The organism is Bacillus sp. NPDC094064, assembly GCF_050279585.1.
Taxonomy (GTDB): Bacteria; Bacillota; Bacilli; order Bacillales; family Bacillaceae_G; genus Bacillus_A.
In genome coordinates, this window is the sequence record NZ_JBNNUI010000005.1 from 148630 (window position 1) to 170000 (window position 21371).

18 protein-coding genes and 1 other RNA gene are annotated in these 21371 nt (G+C 37.4%); 1 reads left to right on the top strand and 18 read right to left on the bottom strand.

Annotation, left to right across the window (positions count from 1 at the left end; all coding sequences use genetic code 11):
• Nucleotides 1-30 precede the first annotated feature (30 nt).
• From alo to ACQKNI_RS13580, 14 genes are all read right to left on the bottom strand, one after another.
• Nucleotides 31-1569: an anthrolysin O/cereolysin O family cholesterol-dependent cytolysin Alo gene (gene alo / locus ACQKNI_RS13515; RefSeq protein ID WP_088232048.1), complete on the bottom strand. Its 1539-nt coding sequence runs from the start codon at nucleotides 1567-1569 to the stop codon at nucleotides 31-33.
• Between the two features lie 410 nt (nucleotides 1570-1979).
• Nucleotides 1980-2732, bottom strand: coding sequence for an ABC transporter ATP-binding protein (locus tag ACQKNI_RS13520; RefSeq protein ID WP_098253455.1), 753 nt, complete (start codon nucleotides 2730-2732; stop codon nucleotides 1980-1982).
• Entirely contained in the window at nucleotides 2729-3793 is a 1065-nt protein-coding gene (locus tag ACQKNI_RS13525) for an iron chelate uptake ABC transporter family permease subunit (RefSeq protein WP_098356991.1), read from the bottom strand. The genes ACQKNI_RS13520 and ACQKNI_RS13525 overlap by 4 nt, the downstream gene beginning before the upstream one ends.
• Nucleotides 3790-4806 (bottom strand): ABC transporter permease, encoded by a 1017-nt coding sequence (locus tag ACQKNI_RS13530; RefSeq protein WP_088232045.1) that lies wholly within the window; start codon nucleotides 4804-4806, stop codon nucleotides 3790-3792. The genes ACQKNI_RS13525 and ACQKNI_RS13530 overlap by 4 nt, the downstream gene beginning before the upstream one ends.
• Before the next feature lie 19 nt (nucleotides 4807-4825).
• Complete coding sequence (locus ACQKNI_RS13535; RefSeq protein WP_098882656.1) at nucleotides 4826-5839, bottom strand: siderophore ABC transporter substrate-binding protein; 1014 nt, start codon at nucleotides 5837-5839, stop codon at nucleotides 4826-4828.
• Nucleotides 5840-6246: 407 nt separating this feature from the next.
• Nucleotides 6247-6924 carry a response regulator transcription factor gene (locus tag ACQKNI_RS13540; protein ID WP_088232043.1) on the bottom strand — a complete coding sequence of 226 codons (678 nt, stop codon included), beginning with the start codon at nucleotides 6922-6924 and terminating at the stop codon, nucleotides 6247-6249.
• A 734-nt stretch (nucleotides 6925-7658) separates the two neighbouring features.
• Entirely contained in the window at nucleotides 7659-8615 is a 957-nt protein-coding gene (locus tag ACQKNI_RS13545) for a nuclease-related domain-containing protein (RefSeq protein ID WP_088232042.1), read from the bottom strand.
• 345 nt (nucleotides 8616-8960) lie between these two features.
• Nucleotides 8961-9315: a transfer-messenger RNA gene (ssrA, locus tag ACQKNI_RS13550) on the bottom strand.
• Between the two features lie 125 nt (nucleotides 9316-9440).
• Nucleotides 9441-9908, bottom strand: a complete 468-nt coding sequence (gene smpB, locus ACQKNI_RS13555) for an SsrA-binding protein (RefSeq protein WP_001123919.1) — start codon at nucleotides 9906-9908, stop codon at nucleotides 9441-9443.
• 248 nt (nucleotides 9909-10156) lie between these two features.
• On the bottom strand, nucleotides 10157-12583 hold the full coding sequence (gene rnr, locus ACQKNI_RS13560; protein WP_088232040.1) for a ribonuclease R: 2427 nt from the start codon (nucleotides 12581-12583) through the stop codon (nucleotides 10157-10159).
• Between the two features lie 272 nt (nucleotides 12584-12855).
• Nucleotides 12856-13596: an alpha/beta hydrolase gene (locus ACQKNI_RS13565; protein WP_170933777.1), complete on the bottom strand. Its 741-nt coding sequence runs from the start codon at nucleotides 13594-13596 to the stop codon at nucleotides 12856-12858.
• A gap of 162 nt (nucleotides 13597-13758) precedes the next feature.
• Nucleotides 13759-13992 carry a preprotein translocase subunit SecG gene (gene secG / locus ACQKNI_RS13570; protein ID WP_088232038.1) on the bottom strand — a complete coding sequence of 78 codons (234 nt, stop codon included), beginning with the start codon at nucleotides 13990-13992 and terminating at the stop codon, nucleotides 13759-13761.
• Nucleotides 13993-14086: 94 nt separating this feature from the next.
• Nucleotides 14087-14779: an LrgB family protein gene (locus ACQKNI_RS13575; protein WP_088232037.1), complete on the bottom strand. Its 693-nt coding sequence runs from the start codon at nucleotides 14777-14779 to the stop codon at nucleotides 14087-14089.
• Nucleotides 14776-15144 carry a CidA/LrgA family holin-like protein gene (locus tag ACQKNI_RS13580; RefSeq protein ID WP_088232036.1) on the bottom strand — a complete coding sequence of 123 codons (369 nt, stop codon included), beginning with the start codon at nucleotides 15142-15144 and terminating at the stop codon, nucleotides 14776-14778. The genes ACQKNI_RS13575 and ACQKNI_RS13580 overlap by 4 nt, the downstream gene beginning before the upstream one ends.
• A 284-nt stretch (nucleotides 15145-15428) precedes the next feature.
• On the opposite strand from ACQKNI_RS13580, the gene ACQKNI_RS13585 reads away from it, so the two are divergent.
• A complete protein-coding gene (locus tag ACQKNI_RS13585; RefSeq protein WP_098841440.1) occupies nucleotides 15429-16379 on the top strand; it encodes a nucleoside hydrolase in 951 nt (316 codons plus the stop codon).
• Nucleotides 16380-16429: 50 nt separating this feature from the next.
• On the opposite strand, the gene eno is transcribed toward ACQKNI_RS13585, so the two are convergent.
• Genes eno through ACQKNI_RS13605 form a run of 4 tightly spaced genes read right to left on the bottom strand, consistent with a single transcriptional unit; the run spans nucleotide 16430 to nucleotide 21254 of the window.
• Nucleotides 16430-17725, bottom strand: coding sequence for a phosphopyruvate hydratase (gene eno / locus ACQKNI_RS13590; protein WP_002124088.1), 1296 nt, complete (start codon nucleotides 17723-17725; stop codon nucleotides 16430-16432).
• Nucleotides 17726-17755: 30 nt separating this feature from the next.
• Nucleotides 17756-19285 (bottom strand): 2,3-bisphosphoglycerate-independent phosphoglycerate mutase, encoded by a 1530-nt coding sequence (gene gpmI / locus ACQKNI_RS13595; protein WP_088232034.1) that lies wholly within the window; start codon nucleotides 19283-19285, stop codon nucleotides 17756-17758.
• Complete coding sequence (tpiA, locus tag ACQKNI_RS13600; RefSeq protein WP_088232033.1) at nucleotides 19282-20037, bottom strand: triose-phosphate isomerase; 756 nt, start codon at nucleotides 20035-20037, stop codon at nucleotides 19282-19284. Before tpiA ends, gpmI begins: the two co-directional genes overlap by 4 nt.
• Before the next feature lie 32 nt (nucleotides 20038-20069).
• The gene (locus ACQKNI_RS13605; protein ID WP_427282431.1) at nucleotides 20070-21254 is read right to left on the bottom strand and encodes a phosphoglycerate kinase; all 1185 of its coding nucleotides are present in this window, start codon (nucleotides 21252-21254) and stop codon (nucleotides 20070-20072) included.
• Nucleotides 21255-21371 lie beyond the last annotated feature (117 nt).

Genomic DNA, 21371 nt, shown 5'->3' on the forward strand with positions numbered 1-21371 from the left:
GCGCCCTACTTATAGGGCGCTTTTTTATACTTAATGACTAATACTAGCTGTTGGGTATAATGTTGTTCCTCCAATTGAAACTTTTATTTCATTTGTTAATGGAACGTTTTGTTCATTAATAATTGTTCTCCACCATTCCCATGCAAGACCTGTACATTCTCTTGCTACAATTTTTATATTTTTTGAATTTGGTGGAAGAGGGATAACTGTAGAGTAATGAGCCGTTTTGTCTTTTCCGCTACCATCCCATGTTTTATGTGTTAATACTTCGTTACCCTTTTGGTCAAATGTGAACTCATCCCAAGATACATCAAATTGAGCAACGTAAGCACCGTAATGATCAAGTGTCATTTTAGCACTTGAATATTCTGTAGTTGTCGTCTCAATATAATCTGTATTGTTATGAACAGCAGCAGTTGCATTATCTTTTAAGAAAGTACTTGTATATGAAATTGGGTATGCTGGATTTTTAAGACTTAATTCAGCATTATCTTTAATGATATTTCGGATTTCATTGAAATCTTTAGTAACAACCTTGTTATGCTCTTTCGCATCTCCACCTAATACTACAGCAGTAAAGGTACTTTCCTCAAAAATATCTTTATACTGTCCACTTGTTTCAACGCTGTTATCCTTAAGTAAGGCTTTAAAAGCAGCTTGTACATCTTTGCTCTTAGATGTTGTTTCTAATTTTACATAAATCGTTCTACCATAAGCTACATTTGAAACCATAACAGGTGGAGCCGAATTACTTACGCCTTTTCGAGTTAACTCACCAAAAGTAACACTATTATCAAAAAGGTCGGATGGATTGTTAGGTAGTTCAGCACTTACCGTATAAAATATTTGCTTATATGCGGCAACCATCACTTTTTTCTCTCCATTTGCAACCGCATTAAAATCAATGTTTAGACTGTTATCAAGATATTTAGCGTTAACATTAAGAGCACTTGCGATTTGTGATTTACTATAAACCATAGATTCCGTATACTGCATTCTTGCAGGTAACGTATGTGTTGTAGAATACTTTTCATTCCAAGTAGATACTAAATCATCTACTGCTCCAGCTACATTACCATATGTCGGATTTTGGACAGTGATTGTATTTTCTTTTCTCATGCCCGGTAAGTCTATACTAATATTCAAAGGCTTTCTCTTAGCCACTAATAAACTTGGTTGATTGTCTGCAAAAGCTTTATTTGCAAGTTGTACAGCTCCTGGATACGTGCGATTCACTACAGAATCAATAATTGAAATATCGACTGGTGACGTTGTAAGTGATTTTTTCTCGCGTTCCACTACTACAAATTTACCATTTGAATTGATACTTTCTTTCGGAACAAAACTCTCTACTTTATCACCATTTACAGCTAAAACCTCTTGATTATTATATTTAAGATTTGCTATACCAGTATCAATGCCACTAGCATTTTTGGTTACATCAGTTGTATTACTTGCTTGTGTTTCTGCGAAGGAAATAGATGAATAATTAATAGTGCATAGACTAACTAATAAACATGCAAGGAACTTTCTTCTTTTAGTGTTTTTCTTAATATTCAGAAAAATCACCCCGTTCTTTTTTTTAGTAAAATATGATAATGATTGATAAATGATAGCTAACTAATAAACTTACATAAATGCTTTTAATAGTTCTTGAATTAACGGGATTACGCCACCTACAAATTTTAAAACTGCCATTGCGATTTCCATATTATTTCCTCCTTTTTATTGCTACGAAAATGTGATTTATCTTTATGCCCTCATTATAGTGACCCCTTACACTTTTATCAATACACTCTGATATGCAATATTACATATAAAAAACAAGCTGAATTCTTTTAAAAAGTTATACAGAGATATTTTTTCCGCTTGGTAGATACTTAAAAAGGTGAAACATTCTTTTGCACTTTATGAGTAATCACATAAAAAAAGCTGCTGCCTATAAAATACAGACAGCAGCTACAGTATACATGTTGTAACTAATAAACAGCGATTGGACCATAAGGACCATCGATAATTTCTATTTTTGTTTCAAAAATATCTGTCAAAAGTGTTGGGTCCATAACTTCTTCTACTGTTCCAAAAGCAGCAATTTGTCCGTCTTTCATAGCACAAATTTTATCAGAGTATTTGGCTGCAAAATTTATGTCATGCATAACAGTCAAAATTGTTCTTCCAAATTCATTAGCAGCACGTCTCAAATGCTCCATCATTTGAACAGAACGAGCAACATCAAGGTTGTTTAGAGGCTCGTCCAAAAGTACATATTCCGTCTCTTGGCACAATACCATCGCTACATATGCCCTTTGTCTTTGACCACCAGAAAGCTCATCTAAATATCTATTCTCTAAACTAGTTAAATCTAGAAAATCGATATACTTAGAAATAATAACCTCATCCTCTTTAGTCAATCTTCCCTTTGAATAAGGAAAGCGCCCAAATCCAACTAGTTGTCTAATAGTAAGCCTAGTTACAAAATGATTTTCTTGTCGCAATATCGTCAAAACTTTTGCTAAGTCTTTTGATTTGGATTCAGAAACATCCATATTTGCTACCTGAATTTGACCTTCATCCATATCTAAAAGTCTTCCAATCATCAAAAGTGTCGTAGACTTTCCAGCGCCATTTGGTCCAATTAAAGAAGTAAAGCCCGCTTTTGGTATTTCAATATCCAAAGGTCCTATTTTTACCTTATCAGTATAGAACTTTTTAACATTATCAATTTTTATCATAAAGCCCTCTTCCTTAAAACTATAATTAAAAATGTGATTCCACCAAATAATTCAATAATAACTGAAACTACACCTTGAGCATGGAATACATGATACATTAAAAAGTATGCACTCGTCAGTATCAAAAATCCTATTGCAAAAGCCATTGGAAAAATATATCTATGATCATACGTTGACGCCGCCTGATAGCTCAAAGTTGCTACTAAAAAGCCGTAGAAAGTAAGTGGTCCAATTAGAGCTGTTGAAATGGACATTAAAATAGCTACTAATACAAGCGTATAAATTACACTAGGTTGATATTTAACTCCAAAAGAAGTAGCAACATCCTTTCCTAGTGATAAAACATTCAAATTCTTAGAATGAGCAAAAATTAATACCGCTACAATTATGATCATAGGAATTACAATAGGAAAATATGCAGGATCTGCATGATTAACAGAGCCAAATAATCTTGCTTGTAAAATATCAAATTCTGAAGGCGCAAGTAGTTTTCTCATGAAAGTTGACACAGAATTTAGCCCGGTACCAATAATAATTCCAACTAAAAGCATAAGTTGCAAATTCCCGTATTTACCGGAAAGTAACCATCCATAAAGTATCAAACTCATGAAGACCATAACCACAACTTGGAATAAAAATGATCCGATTCCATTAAAATTTAGTAATGCACTAGCACCAAAGAAGAATATTGTACTCGTTTGAATCGCTGAATAAAGTGATTCGAAACCTAAAAGCGAAGGCGTAATAATTTTATTATTCGTAATAGATTGGAAAGCTACAGTCGACAAGCTATGACAAACAGCTGCAATAATCATTGCAACAAGAGCTACTATCCTTCTCTTAACAACTGGGATAAAAGAAGGCGAATCTATCGGAACTGGATTGTTATAAACTAAAAGTCCATATGAAGAAAGGAGGCCTAAACCAATCAATGTGATCAGTAAAATCCAATAACGTCTTGCTTCCTTCTTAGAACGAAAAGCACTAGCTGATCTACTTTCATTATGAAGGCTAGAATCGATTTCGACATTTTCTTTATTTCTATATTCTAATGTGATCATCGTAGCCTCCTTGGTTTTCTTTGTCTCAATAAAATAGTAATAAACACGACTGCTCCCACTGTTGCGAGTATTAAAGAAACAGGTACTTCAAAAGGTTTTATAATTGTTCGAGAAATGATGTCACAGGCAGTTATTGTCCCCATTCCGATTACACACACCCAAGGTAAATTACTCCTAAGATCATCACCTCTAAACATGGAAACAATATTTGGCACAATTAATCCCAAGAAAGGTAAGTGTCCAATAACAGCTGCAACAATTCCAACTGCAACAGAGATAAGAGCAGTTCCAAAAAGAACAATTCTATTGTAATTAACTCCAAGGCTTGTTGCGACATCTTCTCCTAGTCCAGCTAAAGTCAATCTATTGGCATACATAAAAATAAGCAAAGTAATGATGACAATCAGCCATAAATATTCATATCTTCCCACCTGAATGTTAGCAAATGAACCTACAAACCAAGTTTCAATACTTTGCGTCATTTGAAAAAGAAGTCCCATAAAAGTAGACACTGCAGAAATAACTGCTCCAAGCATCAATCCAATAATCGGGACAATTAAAGACGAACGAAGCTTAACTCTTCTTAAAAATAGAAAGAAAATCATAGTTCCTATAAAAGAAAAAATGATTGCACCAGTCATTCTTTGAACTAAAGTCGGGGCAGGAAATAATAAATACACAAAAAGCAGGCCTAAGCCTGACCATTCAATAGTACCCGTTGTAGTAGGTTCAACAAAGCGATTCTGTGTAATTAGTTGCATGACGAGTCCTGCCATCGCCATCGCAGCTCCAGTAAGCATTAATGCAGCTGTTCTCGGAACACGAGTTATGAAAAACATCTCTATTCCGTCCTCTTGTCCGCGTATATCATAAACTCCAGTAAACAGTGATATAATCCCTAAAATTATTACAACTATAATCGCTATTATAAAAGGTTTTGTCCATAATTTATTGTGATTATAAAACTGGGGTTGAGAAATATTCTCAACCCTAGAAATTATATTTTTTGACACTGTTTCGTACTCCTTTACACTACTTAGCTAAAGTTTTTGCAATATTTCCAAATAACTCTATATAAGTTTGAATTGATTCATTTGTGTAAGTATCTTCTGGTGCATAAATAACCTGATTTTTAGAAACAGCAGTTGTGTTTTGAAGAGCAGGTGATTTAGAAATAACATCCTTAGCAGGTGTTGAAGTAGCTGCATCAGATGTTGCAGCATCACGATCTAATACGAAAATCCAATCAGGATTTGTTTGTGCAATAGCTTCAACAGAAACGTCGTCACCTTTATGACCTGCAGTAGAATTTGAAACTTCTAATGCTGGAACCCAACCGAAAATTTCATACATTGGTCCCCAAACACGACCAGAATGTGGAGCAGCAAAACCAATATTACCACCAGTAACGATAACACTCATAACTTTATCTTTTCCGTTATAAGCAGATTTTGCATTTTCAATAGATTTATCAAAATCAGCTACTAATTGTTTAGCTTCTTTATCTTTATCAAAGATTTTTCCTAAAGTCATTGTAGAATCTTTAAGTCCTTTTACTAAGTTTTCTCCAGGCTTAGTAGCTTTCTCAGAAACATCAACATTAAGATCAATAACAGCTGCATTTGGTACTAATTTTTTGATTTCTTCGTAATGATCAGCAAATCTTTGACCAACGATTACAAGGTCAGGGTTTGCTGCTGCAATAATTTCAAGATTTGGCTCGCGATGATTTCCAATATTTTGAACTGAATCGTCCTTTTTATATGCTGAATCTGCAGGCATTATATCCTTCGGAGCAGCCGCTAATTTAATTCCCCAATCAGCTAAAGTTTCAAACGTTCTATTATCCAAAGCAACTACACTCTTTGGATTTACAGGAACTTTAACCTTTCCATGTGCATCAGTGATTTCAATCGTTTTTGGCTTATCACTACTATTACCTTTAGTAGCCTTCGAAGTTTCTTTACCTGAATCTGAGCAAGCTACTAACATTAAAGTGAAAATTGCTAGAATACTCAACAATTTTAAAAGCATAGATTTTTTCATACATATACTCCTTATAATGTGATTTATTTCGAAAATGATGCCGTCCCTAGATTGAATTAAATAGTAACTACTATTCACCCAAATCAATATTGATAATCATTTTCATTTGAATATCCTGTTAATTAGTATAATCATTAATTCTGTGAAAATCTTGTGAATGGTGTGAGTTAATAGAATTAAGCATAATTTGTATTCAAAAAGGAATATATGCCGTCTGGCTTGTTAATTAACCTTTAGAAAATACATGAGAGAAGTATTTTTTTATGTTTTCCATCTCTTTCATATTTCTCATAAACTATTTGACTAGCAAATTTAATAGAAAAAACGAGTAAAACTAAAACAGTTTTACTCGTTTTTTCTATTATTCTAGGTATTGATTATTATGATAAACTGTACTTTACCTATTATCATTCAATCATTGAATAGCCCCTGCCATGTATCGTTTGAATATATCTGTCTTTCTTCTCGCACTTTAATTTTTTTCTTACATACCCAATATATAAATCCACTACATTTGGATTTACTACTACGTTATGTCCCCAAACCTGGTTCAAAAGCATTTCACGGCTCAATATTGTATTTTTATTCTTGATTAAAAATACAAGTAAATCATACTCACGCTTAGTAAGCGCGAGATTTTCACCATCTTTTTTTACGATATTGCTAGATGCATCAACAAAGAGATCTTTAAACCGCAAAAAGTTTGTCTCATTTTGCTGGATACAGTCGCTTCTCCTTAAAATCGCTTGAACCCTTGCTACTAATTCTTCTTTCACAAATGGTTTTCTTATATAATCATCCGCTCCCGCTTGTAACCCCGCTATGCAATCTTTGCTAGAAATATTGTCGGTCACAATAATTATCGGTGTCGTTTTAACGAGTCGTATTTGTTTACAAATTTCTGGTCCAGATATACTTAACGAATCCCAATCCAATATGATAATATCCCAATTTTGTTCATATATTATATTTAAACCTTGGTTTTCATTGTGAAGTTTTAAAATGAAATAGCCTTCTTGCGTTAGACCGCTTACGATTTTCTTTGCTGAAGACCGTTCATTTTTAATCACCAACACCTGCTTCACCGATGATTCACCTCTACTTCAATATAACTTATTTAGATAAAAAATTATCCCGAAAAAATAATTTGAAATTTATAAATATTAAACTCCTAAAAAAACCATTATAACAGCTTATTAGGAGAACTCTATATAATCTTACAATAGATATGGGTGAAAATACAAAATATATGAAAATTTAAATAAAGTGAAATTTTCATAACCACTCACCAATCGGGCGTTTACGAACAGCCGAGCTTCCACCTAACTTCTTTGCTTCAGCCGAATTTTGAGGTGGGGGGGGGTTCTGCCCGGCAAATAGCGTGATAAATATTATTTAATCATTAAGGGGTAGCTATAGTATCTACCTACTTATCGTCAATAACTATTTCTTCATTTTCTATTTCAGGGGTACCACCCATCCCCATCAACTTAAGCATTTTATAAAATCTCCAAAACAAAAAACGGTATCCTTCTTATTTTAAGACTAAATTTAATAGAGTTTAAGGCCGATCTTCTATAATGTAAGTTAACTGATAGTGAAAAAACTAGGTGTAAAATAAAGTGAAACTTTAATCAGTGGGGATTTTCTTCATCCCCCACTGATTATTAGCCTTCACCAATCGGACTTTTATGGGCAGCCCGACCCCCACCTAAATTCTTTGCTTTCGCTGAATTTTGAGGTGGGGGTCTTACTGCCCATTAAAGCAGGATAAATTTTTAAAAGGATCATCACTTTATTGATGATCCTTTTCCATTGCTTACTGATACATTGTTAAATCATACTTCCTCCCTTTATTCTCACCGACATACGGGATTTCAAGTAATTGAAGTATGCGTTTCATAATTGAACTTGATTGGATATTTAGAAATTCTTTCAACTTACTATTGGTAGCCACGGTTTCAATAAGAAGTGCATAATCTTGTAAAGCACACTTATGTGCATCCTTAGATAAAGTATTACATTTCGAGCAATGCCACCCTTTTTTCACTTTAACCATTGGTATAGAGGTACATTCCTCACACAGTACCCCCTTTAACAATTCTTCTTTTTTCATTTGATATTTCTCAAGGACATTTTGTTGCAATGGTGAATGCTCCATCATCATTCGCTGAATAAGTTCATTTATATTATATATAGGTTTTTTCTTATATTTACTTTCTAGCCACTTTATTTTATGAGGTAAATTAGCACTATGAATGATTTTATTAGAGAGGTTATCATCTGAAGATTTAATAACGGTACGCGGCGTACTAATAACAACGAAGGATTCAATTGGGAATTTAGAAAATCCGTATAACCTTAACCATTTCTGAAGCTGTAATTCCTGTCTTTTCACTTGCAAAATTGGATCTGGAAACCCTTCTGACTTTTCTTCGGATATTCGAATGAGCTGATTAAATGTTGAGTCAAAAAGTAGTGTACCTACTATATTCTTTATTTCTAGAAATAGAAGAAAGCACGAGGAAATGATGATGGTATCAATTTGAAAGTAATGATTTTGATCAAATAAACGAATGTCATGTAAAATGCTATAACCTCGCTCAGGGAGAAAACTTAATGGATAATCAACAGCTCGTTCCCCTTTATAACCTGCCTTATATTTCGCTATATTTTCAGCGATTATATTCCGTTTTGGATGATGAACAGGCAATCTTCTGAGTAGCGCTTCTAGTTGGCGTAAATAAATCGGCATTCTCCGTTCTTTCACAATCATTTTATCACTCCTCTAGAAATATATCGGCGATTTTTCAAATATATCGACCACAACTTCAATTATATCGGCGATTTTTTCATTATATCGACCGCAACTTCAATTATATCGGCGATTTTTTCATTATATCGACCGCAACTTCAATTATATCGGCGATTCGACATAGAATATCGACCGCTCGACAAAACACGACATCACTCCACCTCCCAAAACAGCATACCACCCGAAACCCACTACCAGCAAAACATGAAAATCCTATTTTCCTGCAAACAAAAAGAACCATAACCTCGCCAATCTGGCAAAGTTATGGTTCATATCATACAAAATAAAAAACCACCAAATATGTATTGGTGGAGACGGTGGGAGTCGAACCCACGTCCAAAAATATCGGCACTTAAGCTTCTACGAGTGTAGTCGATATATTAGCATTTCGCGAACTCTTCGGCCTATCGACAGGCTTCCAAGTTGCTAGTCTGGTTGTTCTCTTCCTTTGTCCTCAGACGGCGAACTCCGGCGTAGTCCACTTAGTTTGAGTCCCTTACCCTACCACATGGACGATGGAGGGAGGAACCTTTAGTGCAATTAAGCAGCTAAAGAAAGATTGTTTTGTTTGCCAATTATAGGCTTTGACGTTTTAACGAGGCCGATCCCCTCGACTCGCAACCTAAGCTCGAACTATCCCTGTCGAATCCGTAACGTCCCCATGATAGAAATGGAGCATACGAAGAAATATCGTGATAGCTACTAAGAGCTGTTTTTCAATGTGCAACAACCTTACATAAGTTATTATATCATACGCGCGCCGTTTTACAAATGTAAATATTTGTATTACATCTTTTGACGATCACGGAACGCGCGTGCAATTTCACGTTTAGCTTCTTTCTCTTTTAAATCGTGACGTTTATCGTATTGCTTCTTACCTTTTGCTAAACCAAGTGCCATCTTTGCAAATCCATTTTTCAAATAGATTCTAAGTGGAACTAATGCGTAACCTGTTTCTTTTGCAGCCCCCGCTAGCTTATCAATTTCTTTTTTATGAAGAAGTAATTTTCTCGTACGAAGCGGATCATGATTGAAACGATTCCCTTGCTCGTATGTATTAATATGCATATTATGAACCCATACTTCACCATTATGTACACGTGCAAACGCATCTTTCAAGTTTACGCGTCCAGCGCGAATCGACTTAATTTCCGTTCCTTGAAGGACAAGCCCTGCTTCATATGTTTCTTCGATGAAATAATCATGAAATGCTTTTTTATTTTGTGCAATAACCTTACCTGTACCTTTTGGCATACAACGTCCCTCCTCTATTTTTACTATTGTAACAAATGTTATTAAAAAGCGAAAGTGGCTCGCTCAGAATCTTTGGACATTGGAACTCCCGACAGAGAAGCGCTTTTTGCTTCGTCCGAGGGAGTGAAATGGCCAATAGATTCTAGCCACTGTAGCTGGATTCCATCAAAAAGCGAAAGTGGCTCGCTCTCAAGCCACCAAAAAAAGAAAACGACCTCGCTTTTCATCAAAGCGAAGCCACCCTCTTCTTACTTACGCTTTTTCTTTTTCTTCTTAAATCCTGGTACGTTTTCGAAGAATGCTTTTTTCTTCTTGCCATTACCATCTTTCTTTCCTGGCTGACTTGCGGATGCGGATGCAGAAGCTGATCCTCTTCCTTTTCCTTTACCGCCACGGTCAAACTTTCTTCCTGTACCGCGTTCTCCGCCGCGCTCATTGCTGCGCTCGCTACGTCCACCGCGTTTCTTTCTGCCTGTTCTTGGCTGCTCGATTACGACTGGACGATCTTTGAACTTACGACGAGGTGTACCTTTCATGCCAACGATTTCAAAGTCGATTGCTCGCTCGTCTTTGTTTACGTTAATAACACGAATTGTAATTTCGTCACCGATGCGGAATACGTTACCTGTACGTTCTCCGATCATTGCGAAATGTTGCTCGTCATAACGGTAGTAATCATCCGTTAAGTAGCTAACGTGTACAAGACCTTCAATTGTATTTGGCAGCTCTACGAATAAACCGAAGTTTGTTACAGAGCTAATCATACCATCATACTCTTCGCCGATCTTATCAACCATGTACTCTGCTTTTTTCATTTCGTCTGTTTCACGCTCTGCTTCAACAGCACGACGTTCCATATTAGAAGAGTGCTCTGCAATCTCAGGTAATTTTTCACGCCATTTCGCTTGTGTTTCGTTGTCGACTTTACCGTTAATGATGTATTCACGAATTAATCGATGAACAATCGTATCTGGGTAACGACGAATTGGTGATGTGAAATGTGTGTAGAACTCCGTTGATAAACCGAAATGTCCTAAGCTATCTGCATCATAACGTGCTTGCTTCATAGAACGAAGCATAACTGTTGAGATTACTACTTCTTCTGGTTGCCCTTGCACCATTTCAAGAATTTGTTGCAGCGCGCGAGGATGTACTTCATTCGCACGTCCTTTTACTGCATATCCGAAGTTTGTTACAAACTCGAAGAAACGCTCAAGCTTATCTTCTTTCGGATCTTCATGGACACGGTACATAAACGGTACGTTCATCCAGTGGAAGTGCTCTGCTACTGTTTCGTTCGCAACAAGCATAAATTCTTCAATTAACTTCTCTGATACAGAACGATCACGCATAACAACATCAGTCGGTTTTCCTTCTTCATCTACTAATACTTTTGCTTCTTTAAAGTCAAAGTCAATTGCACCGCGGCGCATACGTTTTTCACGTAAAATTTGAGCTAGTTGCCCCATCTCTTTAAACATCGGTACTAACGGCTCATAACGCTTAATTAACTCTTCGTCCTCATCTTCTAAAATGCTTCTTACGTCAGCATACGTCATACGCTCTGTCGTTTTAATTACACTTTGGAAAATCTCGTGTTTTACAACGTCACCTAAGTTATTGATTTCCATTTCACAAGATAGTGTCAGACGGTCTACTTTCGGATTTAATGAACAAATACCGTTAGATAAACGATGCGGAATCATCGGGATTACACGGTCAACAAGATATACACTCGTCGCTCTTTCCGCTGCTTCCACATCAATCGGAGAACCTTCTTGAACGTAATGACTTACATCCGCAATATGAACACCAAGCTTGTAATTACCGTTCTCAAGCTTCGTCACTGTAACAGCGTCATCTAAATCTTTCGCGTCTGCACCGTCAATTGTAACAATCATTTGGTCACGTAAATCACGGCGATCTTTTAAATCTTCTTCTGAAATCGTTTCTGGTACACTGTTTGCATGTTCCATCACTTCTTCTGGGAATGCTAAAGGTAAATGATGTTTATGGATGACAGATAAAATATCTACTCCTGGATCATTTTTATGACCTAGAATTTGAATAACTTCACCTTCTGCGCTTAAACGATTCTCCGGATAGCTCGTAATTTTCACAACTACTTTATGACCTTCTACAGCGCCCATAGATGCACTTTTCAAGATGAAAATGTCACTTGTCCAACGCTTATTGTCAGGTATAACAAATCCGAAGTTTTTTGATTCTGTATATGTACCAACTAGTTCTTTCGTTCCACGTTCTAAAATACGTACAATTGCACCTTCTTGACGTGAACCACTCGATTGGGAACTAACGCGTGCTAATACTGTATCGCCATGAAGTGCACCGTTTAATTCTGTAGGCGGGATGAAAAGATCATCATCTCCTGTTTTCTTCTCTTCTGGCACGACGAACGCAAAGCCACGTGCATGTCCAATTAACTTACCGCGTACTAAATTCATCTTTTCGGGAAGACCGTATCGGTTGCTACGTGTACGAATAACAAGCCCCTTCTCTTCCATCGTTACCAGTGCCTTTACAAAATCTTTAAAGCCTTCAGAACCTTCAATTCCAAATGCCGCTTCTAATTCTTGTATCGTTAACGGTTTATACGCTTCTTCTCTCATGAATAATAATAATTTATCAATATGTTTTTGTATGATTTCTTCCAAGCAGAAATACCTCCTTTAAACCCTTATATTATTTAGTGTATCCGAAAGATGGGGGATGTATAAAGCGAAAATTTAATACTCCCCTAATGATTTTTACAGTTTTCATAAAGTGAAACTTTAATCAGTGGGGATTTTTGTATCCTCACTGATTATTAGCCTTCACCAATCGGGCTTTTACGGGCAGTTAATCTCCTCCCCACTTTCTTGGCTTCAATTACTGCCAGTGAAAGCCGGATTAAAAAAACCTTATGAAAAAAAGAGGCAACTAGACCTTACCAATCTAGTTGCTCCAAGAAGTTATATACATCCTCATGTAGCACATCACGTTCTTTATCAAGTGTAATGACATGCGTAGAGTCTTCATACCATTTAATGTCTTTTAACGTAGATTCTACACCGTTATAAATAATGTTAGCACTATCTGTATTAATCATCTCATCGTGGCGTGCTTGTACAACGAATGTTGGAGCATAAATCATATCAACATTATTGCGTACGTCACGAATCAACTCTTGTAATGCTTTTAATGTATTCATCGGTGTCTGTTTAAATTCGAACATTTCCTGCTCAATTCGCTCTGGTGATTTTTGTTCACGCTTTTTATATTCGCGGGCATATGCCAATATACCTTGGTACATAATTTCTTCACTTTTAATGTACATAGGTGCACACATTGGTACAACACCTAAAATCGGTAATGTATAAGCAAGTTTTAATGAAAATACTCCACCTAATGATAATCCAACTGCAGCTATTTTCTCGTAACCTTGATCTTTTAAATGCTGGTAGGCATTCATTACATCTTTCCACCAGTCTTCAGGACCTGTATGAACAAGCTGCTCTGGTGGTACACCGTGTCCTTTATAAATTGGCGCATGACAAGTATAGCCTTTCTTCTCTAAAAAACGTCCAAGCATGCGTACGTCAGCTGAGTTCCCTGTGAATCCATGTAATAATAAAACAGCGCGGTCTCCACCTTCAAATGTAAATGGTTTTGGAGATGCTAATTTCATCATGTACTTCTCCTCTTTCTCTTCTGTAATCTAGTCGTATTCTTTCTATTCTTAGTGTACCATATTTATAATTCTATAATCTAATTAGAAACTTTTTTCGAATAACGAAATAAAAAAAGAAGAACCATCAGCACAAATCAGCTAACGCTTCTTCTCTCAATTCTATAAGTTTAAGTACGTAACAGCAATTGTTAGTGTGAAGAATAACACAGCTAAAACAACTGTAATACGGTTTAATACCGCTTCAATCCCGCGTGCTTTTTGCTTACCAAATAATTGCTCTGCACCACCTGAAATTGCACCCGAAAGGCCTGAGCTATTACTAGACTGCATAAGTACCATAACAATTATTAAAATCGATACAATAATAAGTAAAACTGATAATAACGTATGCACTTGGCGTACCTCCTACAAAGATTCAGTTAGTTTAACTGTAGCATAAAACCTATAGAAAAGCGAGAGCAATAAGGTTGCTCTCGCTTTTCTTCTATTACATAAACATCATCGCAAATAACGGACCAAGCACACATGTTAAAATAGCTGTTAATGTCATTGTTACCGATCCAATAACACCTTCATGCTCATTATTTTTCATCGCTCTCATAACGCCCATAATGTGAGATGCACATCCAAATCCAATGCCTTTACCAACCGAGTTTGTAACACGGCTCCATTTTAATAAAAGTGGGCCGGTAATCGTTCCAGTAATACCTGCAATAACAACGAAAGCTGCTGTTAAGGAAGGAACTCCGCCAACTTCCTCAGAAACGCTCATCGCAACTGGCATTGTCACTGATTTTGGTAAAGAAGATAAAATTAAGCTTTTATCTGTCCCCATAAGTGTAGCAATAGCCAAATCACTTGCAATAGCAACTGTTGTACCTACTAATACCCCGCCGGCAATGGGTACAACATATTTTTGCAGAACATGACGCTGTTTATAAAGCGGGATTGCGAATGCTACAACACCTGGTCCGAGTAATTCCGCAATCCAACCACCACCGCTTTCCATATAATTTTGATAAGGTATATCAAGCACTATAAATATAACAGCCATTAACCCTGTCGCCACAAGCATTGGAATAGTAAATGGTGTTGGAAATAATTTATAGATTTTTTTAGATAATTGATATAATAGCACCGTAAAAAGAACCCAACCAATTCCGATTAATATTTGGCTCATCGTGACTCTCTTTCCCCTCTCTTCGCAAGGTATTGTCCTGTATGTCCTGCGACAATAATAATTAAAAATGTACTCGCTACAATTGTAATGAAAAGGGAAATTCCTTTACTCATAAAAAAAGCACCGTAATTCATTAAGCCAAGTGTTGGCGGAATTAATAAAAACGGCATAACAGCGACGAGTGTTTCTGCTCCTACATCAAACCATTTCACTGGTAGAACTTTCAAGCTCAGTAAAACAAGTAAAAGAAACATCCCAATTAGACTTCCTGGAATCGGAATATTCAACATTTCCTGAACCCAATTTCCAACCATATAAAATACATACAAAGCAGCAATTTGGACAAGAATCTTTGTAAATTTCATGTTCATCATCCCTCATGTTTATACGATCTTCTCTTAATATCTTTATCATAGTATAAATTGTAAAAAGCTGCAATTTATCAACTTGACAGTAAAAATAGCCGATGTTACACGCTTACACCCTTGATATGACTGCATTTCCGAACAAAAATTAAGTCAAAAACGTTGACCTAATATAAAAAGTTTTTATTTTCTGAATTTACCTAGTTACTATTGTAAGAAAATAATCTTTTTATTCTTATTATCCAAAAACTTACATACATATAAATAAGATAGGTGGTGACCTTATGCCAAAAAAAGTTCTCATTTTTTGTGATCCTGGGATTGATGATACGATGGCGCTCCTCTTAGCATTCTTTATCGATGAAATCGAAATTATCGGCATTGTTGCAGATTACGGCAACGTTCCGAAAGAAATGGCCGTACAAAATGCTCATTTTCTTACGAACGAAGCAATGGAGAGAAATATTAAGATATTTGGTGGATCTGAACGTCCGCTTACCGGTTCTTCTCCTGCTTTCTTTATGAATGTACATGGAAAACAGGGGCTCGGGCCAATTATCCCTAAGAAGAATGTGACTAACGGAGAAATGGAGAACTTTTTCGAAGTTATTCCTCTAATTGAGCAGTATAAAGATGAACTAGTCATTGTAAGTTTAGGAAGACTTACCTCTCTAGCAATTTTATTCATCGTATATAAAGAGTTAATGAAGCAAATTAAATCTTATTACGTAATGGGTGGTTCCTTTTTGCATCCAGGTAATGTAACTCCACTATCAGAAGCAAATTTTTATGGTGACCCAATCGCAGCTAACATTGTATTACAATCCGCATCTAACATGTATATATATCCATTAAACGTTACTCAATATTCAATCGTTACACCCGACATGGCTGAATACATTGAAGCAAAAGGAAAAGCCCCTCTCGTCAAACCTCTTTTCGATCACTATTACTATGGATATTATAAAAATGCTTTACCCCATTTAAAGGGCAGCCCCTTCCATGACACAATGCCCATACTCGCTTTATTTGATAACACTATGTTCACGTATCACAAGTCACCAATCGTTGTCATGAAAGAGTCTTACGCACAAGGAGCAAGCATTGGAGAATTTCGCTCTTTAGGAGAATCTAAACCATTTATTGATTGGCCAAGTCATCAAATCGCAATTGATTTTGATTATAACCGCTTCTTTAAACATTTCATGTCACTTATGACTGGTGAGCAATTTTAGCATAAAAAAACAGACCGTGATTTCTCACGGTCTGTCGTTATTTTCTACAATTATCGTTTGATGTTGTAGAAAGATTTTAAACCATCGTAAACAGCGATTTCGCCTAGTTCGTCTTCGATGCGTAATAATTGGTTGTACTTAGCAATACGGTCAGTACGGCTCATAGAACCAGTTTTGATTTGGCCAGCGTTAGTTGCAACTGCGATGTCAGCGATTGTAGCATCTTCAGTTTCACCAGAGCGGTGAGATACAACTGCTGTGTAACCAGCACGTTTAGCCATTTCGATAGCTTCGAAAGTCTCAGTTAAAGTACCGATTTGGTTAACTTTAATTAAGATTGAGTTAGAGATACCTTTTTCGATACCTTCAGCAAGTTTTTGAGTGTTAGTTACGAATAAATCATCACCAACTAATTGTACTTTATCACCGATACGCTCAGTTAATAATTTGTGACCATCCCAGTCGTTTTCGTCTAAACCATCTTCGATAGAGATGATTGGGAAGTCTTTGCAAAGCTCTTCGTAGAAATCAACCATTTCTGCAGAAGTTAAGCCAGTACGGCCTTCGCCTGCAAGGTCATATTTACCAGTTTCTTTGTTGTAGAACTCAGAAGAAGCAACGTCCATTCCTAGGAATACGTTCTCACCAGCTTTGTAACCAGCTTTTTCGATAGCTTCGATGATTACTTCTAATGCTTCACGGTTAGAACCAAGGTTTGGAGCGAATCCACCTTCGTCACCTACTGCAGTGTTAAGACCTTTGTCATGTAATACAGCTTTAAGTGCATGGAATACTTCAGCACCCATACGGATTGATTCTTTGAATGTTGGAGCACCAACTGGTAAGATCATGAACTCTTGGAAGTCAACGTTGTTATCAGCGTGAGAACCACCGTTGATGATGTTCATCATTGGAGTTGGTAATTGTTTTGCATTGAATCCACCAAGGTAACGGTATAATGGAAGACCTACGAAATCAGCTGCTGCGTGAGCTACTGCCATAGATACACCAAGGATAGCGTTAGCGCCTAGTTTACCTTTGTTTGGAGTGCCATCTAATTCGATCATAGCACGGTCGATACCAGCTTGGTCAGTTACGTCGAAACCAACGATTTCTGGAGCGATTGCTTCGTTAACGTTGTTTACTGCGTTCATAACACCTTTACCAAGGTAACGAGATTTGTCACCGTCACGTAATTCTACTGCTTCGTGTTCACCAGTAGATGCACCACTTGGTACGATAGCGCGTCCGAAAGCGCCGCTTTCTGTGTAAACTTCTACTTCTACAGTTGGATTACCACGAGAGTCAAGGACTTCGCGAGCATAAACATCAATAATTGTTGACATAATAAATTCTCTCCTTTTTATATAAGCAAATTATTTAATGATTGTTTTACCTGTCATTTCTTTCGGTTGTTCCACATTTAAAAGCGTAAGCATTGTTGGGGCGATATCTCCTAAAATACCACCTTCACGAAGCTCTACATCATTTTTTGTAACGATGAAAGGAACCGGGTTAGTTGTATGTGCTGTCATTGGTTCACCATCAGCAGTTAACTCCTGATCAGCATTACCATGGTCAGCAGTAATAAGTGCTACACCATCTTTTGCAAGAATCGCTTCTACAACTTTTCCTAAACATTCGTCAGTTGCTTCTACTGCTTTAATTGTTGGTTCCATCATCCCAGAATGGCCAACCATATCACAGTTTGCAAAGTTAAGAATGATAACATCATGTTTATCATTTTCGATTTCATTTACTAAAGCGTCCGTTACTTCGTAAATGCTCATTTCAGGTTTCAAGTCATACGTTGCAACCTTTGGTGAGTTAATTAAGATACGCTCTTCTCCTGGGAATTCAGCCTCACGACCACCGCTAAAGAAGAATGTAACGTGCGGATACTTTTCAGTTTCCGCGATGCGAAGTTGCTTTAATCCCGCTTGCGCAACAACTTCACCTAATGTGTTATCAAGGTTCATCGGCTTGAATGCCACGTAACCATCTACAGTTTCACTAAAGTGTGTCATACATACGAATTCTGGAATGTGAGGTACTTTTTCACCACGATCGAACTCACGGAAGTCTTCGTTTGTAAATACACGAGCAATTTGAATTGCACGGTCTGGACGGAAGTTATAGAAGATAACTGCATCATCATCATTGATTGTTGCAACTGGCGTGTCATCTTCGTTAACAATTACAGACGGCAATACGAATTCATCGTAGATACCATTTGCATAAGAGTCTTCTACACACTCTTCTGCTGATTTATAAGTAGGGCCTTCACCATTCACCATAGCACGGTAACATTTTTCTACGCGATCCCAACGCTTGTCACGGTCCATGGAGTAATAACGACCAGAGATAGTCGCGAATTGTCCTACTCCTGTTTCTTTAATGACTTCATTTGTTGCATCGATATAACCTTGTGCTGTTTTTGGTCCAACATCGCGGCCATCTAAGAATGCATGGATATATACTTTCTCTACGCCTTCTTTTGCTGCTAAGCGAAGAAGAGCAAACATGTGGTTCATGTGACTGTGCACACCACCGTCAGAAAGTAAACCGAATAAATGAAGTGCAGTACCTTTTTCTTTTACGCTTTTAATTGCATTTTGGAACGTTTCGTTCTGATCGAACTCACCTTCACGAATTGCAACGTTTACGCGTGTTAAGCTTTGATATACTACGCGGCCAGCACCAATATTTAAGTGTCCAACCTCCGAGTTACCCATTTGACCTTCTGGAAGACCTACTGCCTCACCACAAGCTGTAAGCGTTGTGTGAGGGAATTTGTTCCAGTAACCATCAAAATTAGGTTTCTTAGCTTGTGCTACAGCATTCCCGTAAGTTTCTTCACGAAGTCCGAAACCGTCAAGAATGATTAAAGCTGTTGGCTTTCTCATTTTACCGCCCCCAGAAGACCTAAGAACGAAGCAGGCTCTAAGCTAGCACCGCCAACTAAAGCGCCGTCGATGTCAGATTGTGCCATATACTCTTTAATGTTTTCTGGTTTTACGCTACCGCCGTATTGAATACGAACAGCTTCTGCAGCTGCTGGAGAAACAGCTTCTGCAACAACTTTACGGATGTGCGCACATACTTCGTTTGCATCTGCAGAAGAAGAAGATTTACCTGTACCGATAGCCCAGATTGGCTCGTAAGCGATAACAGTTGCTTTAACTTGCTCTTCTGTTAAGCCTGCAAGTGCTTTTGTCACTTGACCTGCTACTAGATCAAATGTTTTTCCGCTTTCGCGCTCTTCTAAAGTCTCACCACAACATACGATTGGTGTTAAACCATGTTCAAATGCTGCGATAGTCTTTTTGTTTACTGACTCATCTGTTTCAGCAAACATTTCACGACGTTCAGAGTGGCCAAGTACTACGTAGCCTACTTTTAAGTCGCTAAGTGCTACTGGGCTAATTTCGCCAGTGAATGCACCATTTTTTTCGAAGTGCATGTTTTGTGCACCTACTTGTAAGTCAGTTCCTTCAGCCGTAGCTACTAAACGCTCTAAGAATAGAGCTGGAGAGCAAACTACTGCATCAACAGCTGAAGCTGCTGGGATTTGACCTTTAACTTCCTCTACGAAGCTAACTGCTTCAGATAGAGTTTTATTCATTTTCCAGTTACCTGCGATAATTGGTTTACGCATGCTTTGCACCGTCCTTTTTCTTTGGCTGCTACTTATTTGTCGTTAAGACAAACTACACCTGGAAGCTCTTTACCTTCCATAAATTCTAATGACGCACCGCCGCCAGTAGAAATGTGGCTCATTTTATCAGCCATACCGAATTTTTCAACAGCTGCTGCAGAGTCACCACCGCCGATAACAGAGTATGTACCTTCTGCATCTGCTAATGCTTGTCCTACTGCTTTTGTACCTTCTGCGAATGGAGTCATTTCGAATACACCCATTGGTCCATTCCATACAACAAGCTTAGAGTTTTTAATTACATCTGCATAAATTTCACTTGTTTTAGGACCGATGTCCACGCCTTCCCATGTAGAAAGAATAGAGTCGATACCAACGATTTGAGTTGTTGCAGTTTCAGAGAATTCCTCAGTGATTACAACATCAACTGGCATGTAGAAGTTTACGCCCTTTTCTTTTGCAAGTTGCATAAATTCTTTAGCTAGTTCAATCTTGTCATCTTCACATAAAGATTGACCAATTTCATGACCTAAAGCTTTAACGAATGTGTAAGCAAGTCCGCCACCGATAATTAAGTTATCTACTTTGTCTAATAGATGACGAATTACACCAATTTTATCTTTTACTTTCGCACCACCGATGATAGCTGTGAATGGACGATCTGGGTTAGAAAGTGCTTTTCCAAGAACATCTAACTCTTTTTCCATTAGTAAACCAGATACTGCTGGTAGGTAGTCCGCGATACCTGCAGTAGAAGCGTGAGCACGGTGAGCTGCACCGAATGCATCGTTTACGAAGATATCAGCAAGTGCTGCAAATTCTTTCGCAAGTTCTGCATCGTTCTTTTCTTCGCCCGCATAGAAACGTACGTTTTCAAGAACTAATACGTCGCCTTCGTTCATTGCTGCAACCATTTCTTGTACAGCTGGTCCAAATGCTTCGTCTGCTTTTTTAACGTCTTTACCAAGAAGCTCGCCTAAACGTGCTGCTACTGGAGTTAAACGCATTTCTTCTACTACTTGACCTTTTGGACGGCCTAAGTGACTTGCTAAAATAACTTTCGCACCTTGCTCTACTAAATATTGAATTGTAGGAAGAGCTGCACGGATACGAGTTTCATCTGTAATTTTGCCTTCTTTCATAGGTACGTTGAAATCAACGCGGCAAAATACACGCTTACCTTTTAAATCTACGTCACGAATTGATTTTTTGTTCATTGGATTTCCCTCCGACTACTAGTTAGGATTGACAAAACCCACTCAAAAGCTTACCACATTTGCTTTTAAAACGAAAGAAAAGAGAGAGGGAACAAACCCTCTCCCTCGTTTTGTCAT

Excerpts from the sequence above, each read along its gene's own strand:
- ACQKNI_RS13605 (WP_427282431.1), bottom strand. The coding sequence starts at position 21,254 with ATGAACAAAAAATCAATTCGTGACGTAGATTTAAAAGGTAAGCGTGTA.
- ACQKNI_RS13585 (WP_098841440.1), top strand. The coding sequence starts at position 15,429 with ATGCCAAAAAAAGTTCTCATTTTTTGTGATCCTGGGATTGATGATACG.
- ACQKNI_RS13575 (WP_088232037.1), bottom strand. The coding sequence starts at position 14,779 with ATGAGCCAAATATTAATCGGAATTGGTTGGGTTCTTTTTACGGTGCTA.
- ACQKNI_RS13580 (WP_088232036.1), bottom strand. The coding sequence starts at position 15,144 with ATGAAATTTACAAAGATTCTTGTCCAAATTGCTGCTTTGTATGTATTT.
- ACQKNI_RS13535 (WP_098882656.1), bottom strand. The coding sequence starts at position 5,839 with ATGAAAAAATCTATGCTTTTAAAATTGTTGAGTATTCTAGCAATTTTC.
- tpiA (WP_088232033.1), bottom strand. The coding sequence starts at position 20,037 with ATGCGTAAACCAATTATCGCAGGTAACTGGAAAATGAATAAAACTCTA.
- gpmI (WP_088232034.1), bottom strand. The coding sequence starts at position 19,285 with ATGAGAAAGCCAACAGCTTTAATCATTCTTGACGGTTTCGGACTTCGT.
- eno (WP_002124088.1), bottom strand. The coding sequence starts at position 17,725 with ATGTCAACAATTATTGATGTTTATGCTCGCGAAGTCCTTGACTCTCGT.
- ACQKNI_RS13525 (WP_098356991.1), bottom strand. The coding sequence starts at position 3,793 with ATGATCACATTAGAATATAGAAATAAAGAAAATGTCGAAATCGATTCT.
- ACQKNI_RS13565 (WP_170933777.1), bottom strand. The coding sequence starts at position 13,596 with ATGAAATTAGCATCTCCAAAACCATTTACATTTGAAGGTGGAGACCGC.
- ACQKNI_RS13545 (WP_088232042.1), bottom strand. The coding sequence starts at position 8,615 with ATGATTGTGAAAGAACGGAGAATGCCGATTTATTTACGCCAACTAGAA.
- ACQKNI_RS13520 (WP_098253455.1), bottom strand. The coding sequence starts at position 2,732 with ATGATAAAAATTGATAATGTTAAAAAGTTCTATACTGATAAGGTAAAA.
- smpB (WP_001123919.1), bottom strand. The coding sequence starts at position 9,908 with ATGCCAAAAGGTACAGGTAAGGTTATTGCACAAAATAAAAAAGCATTT.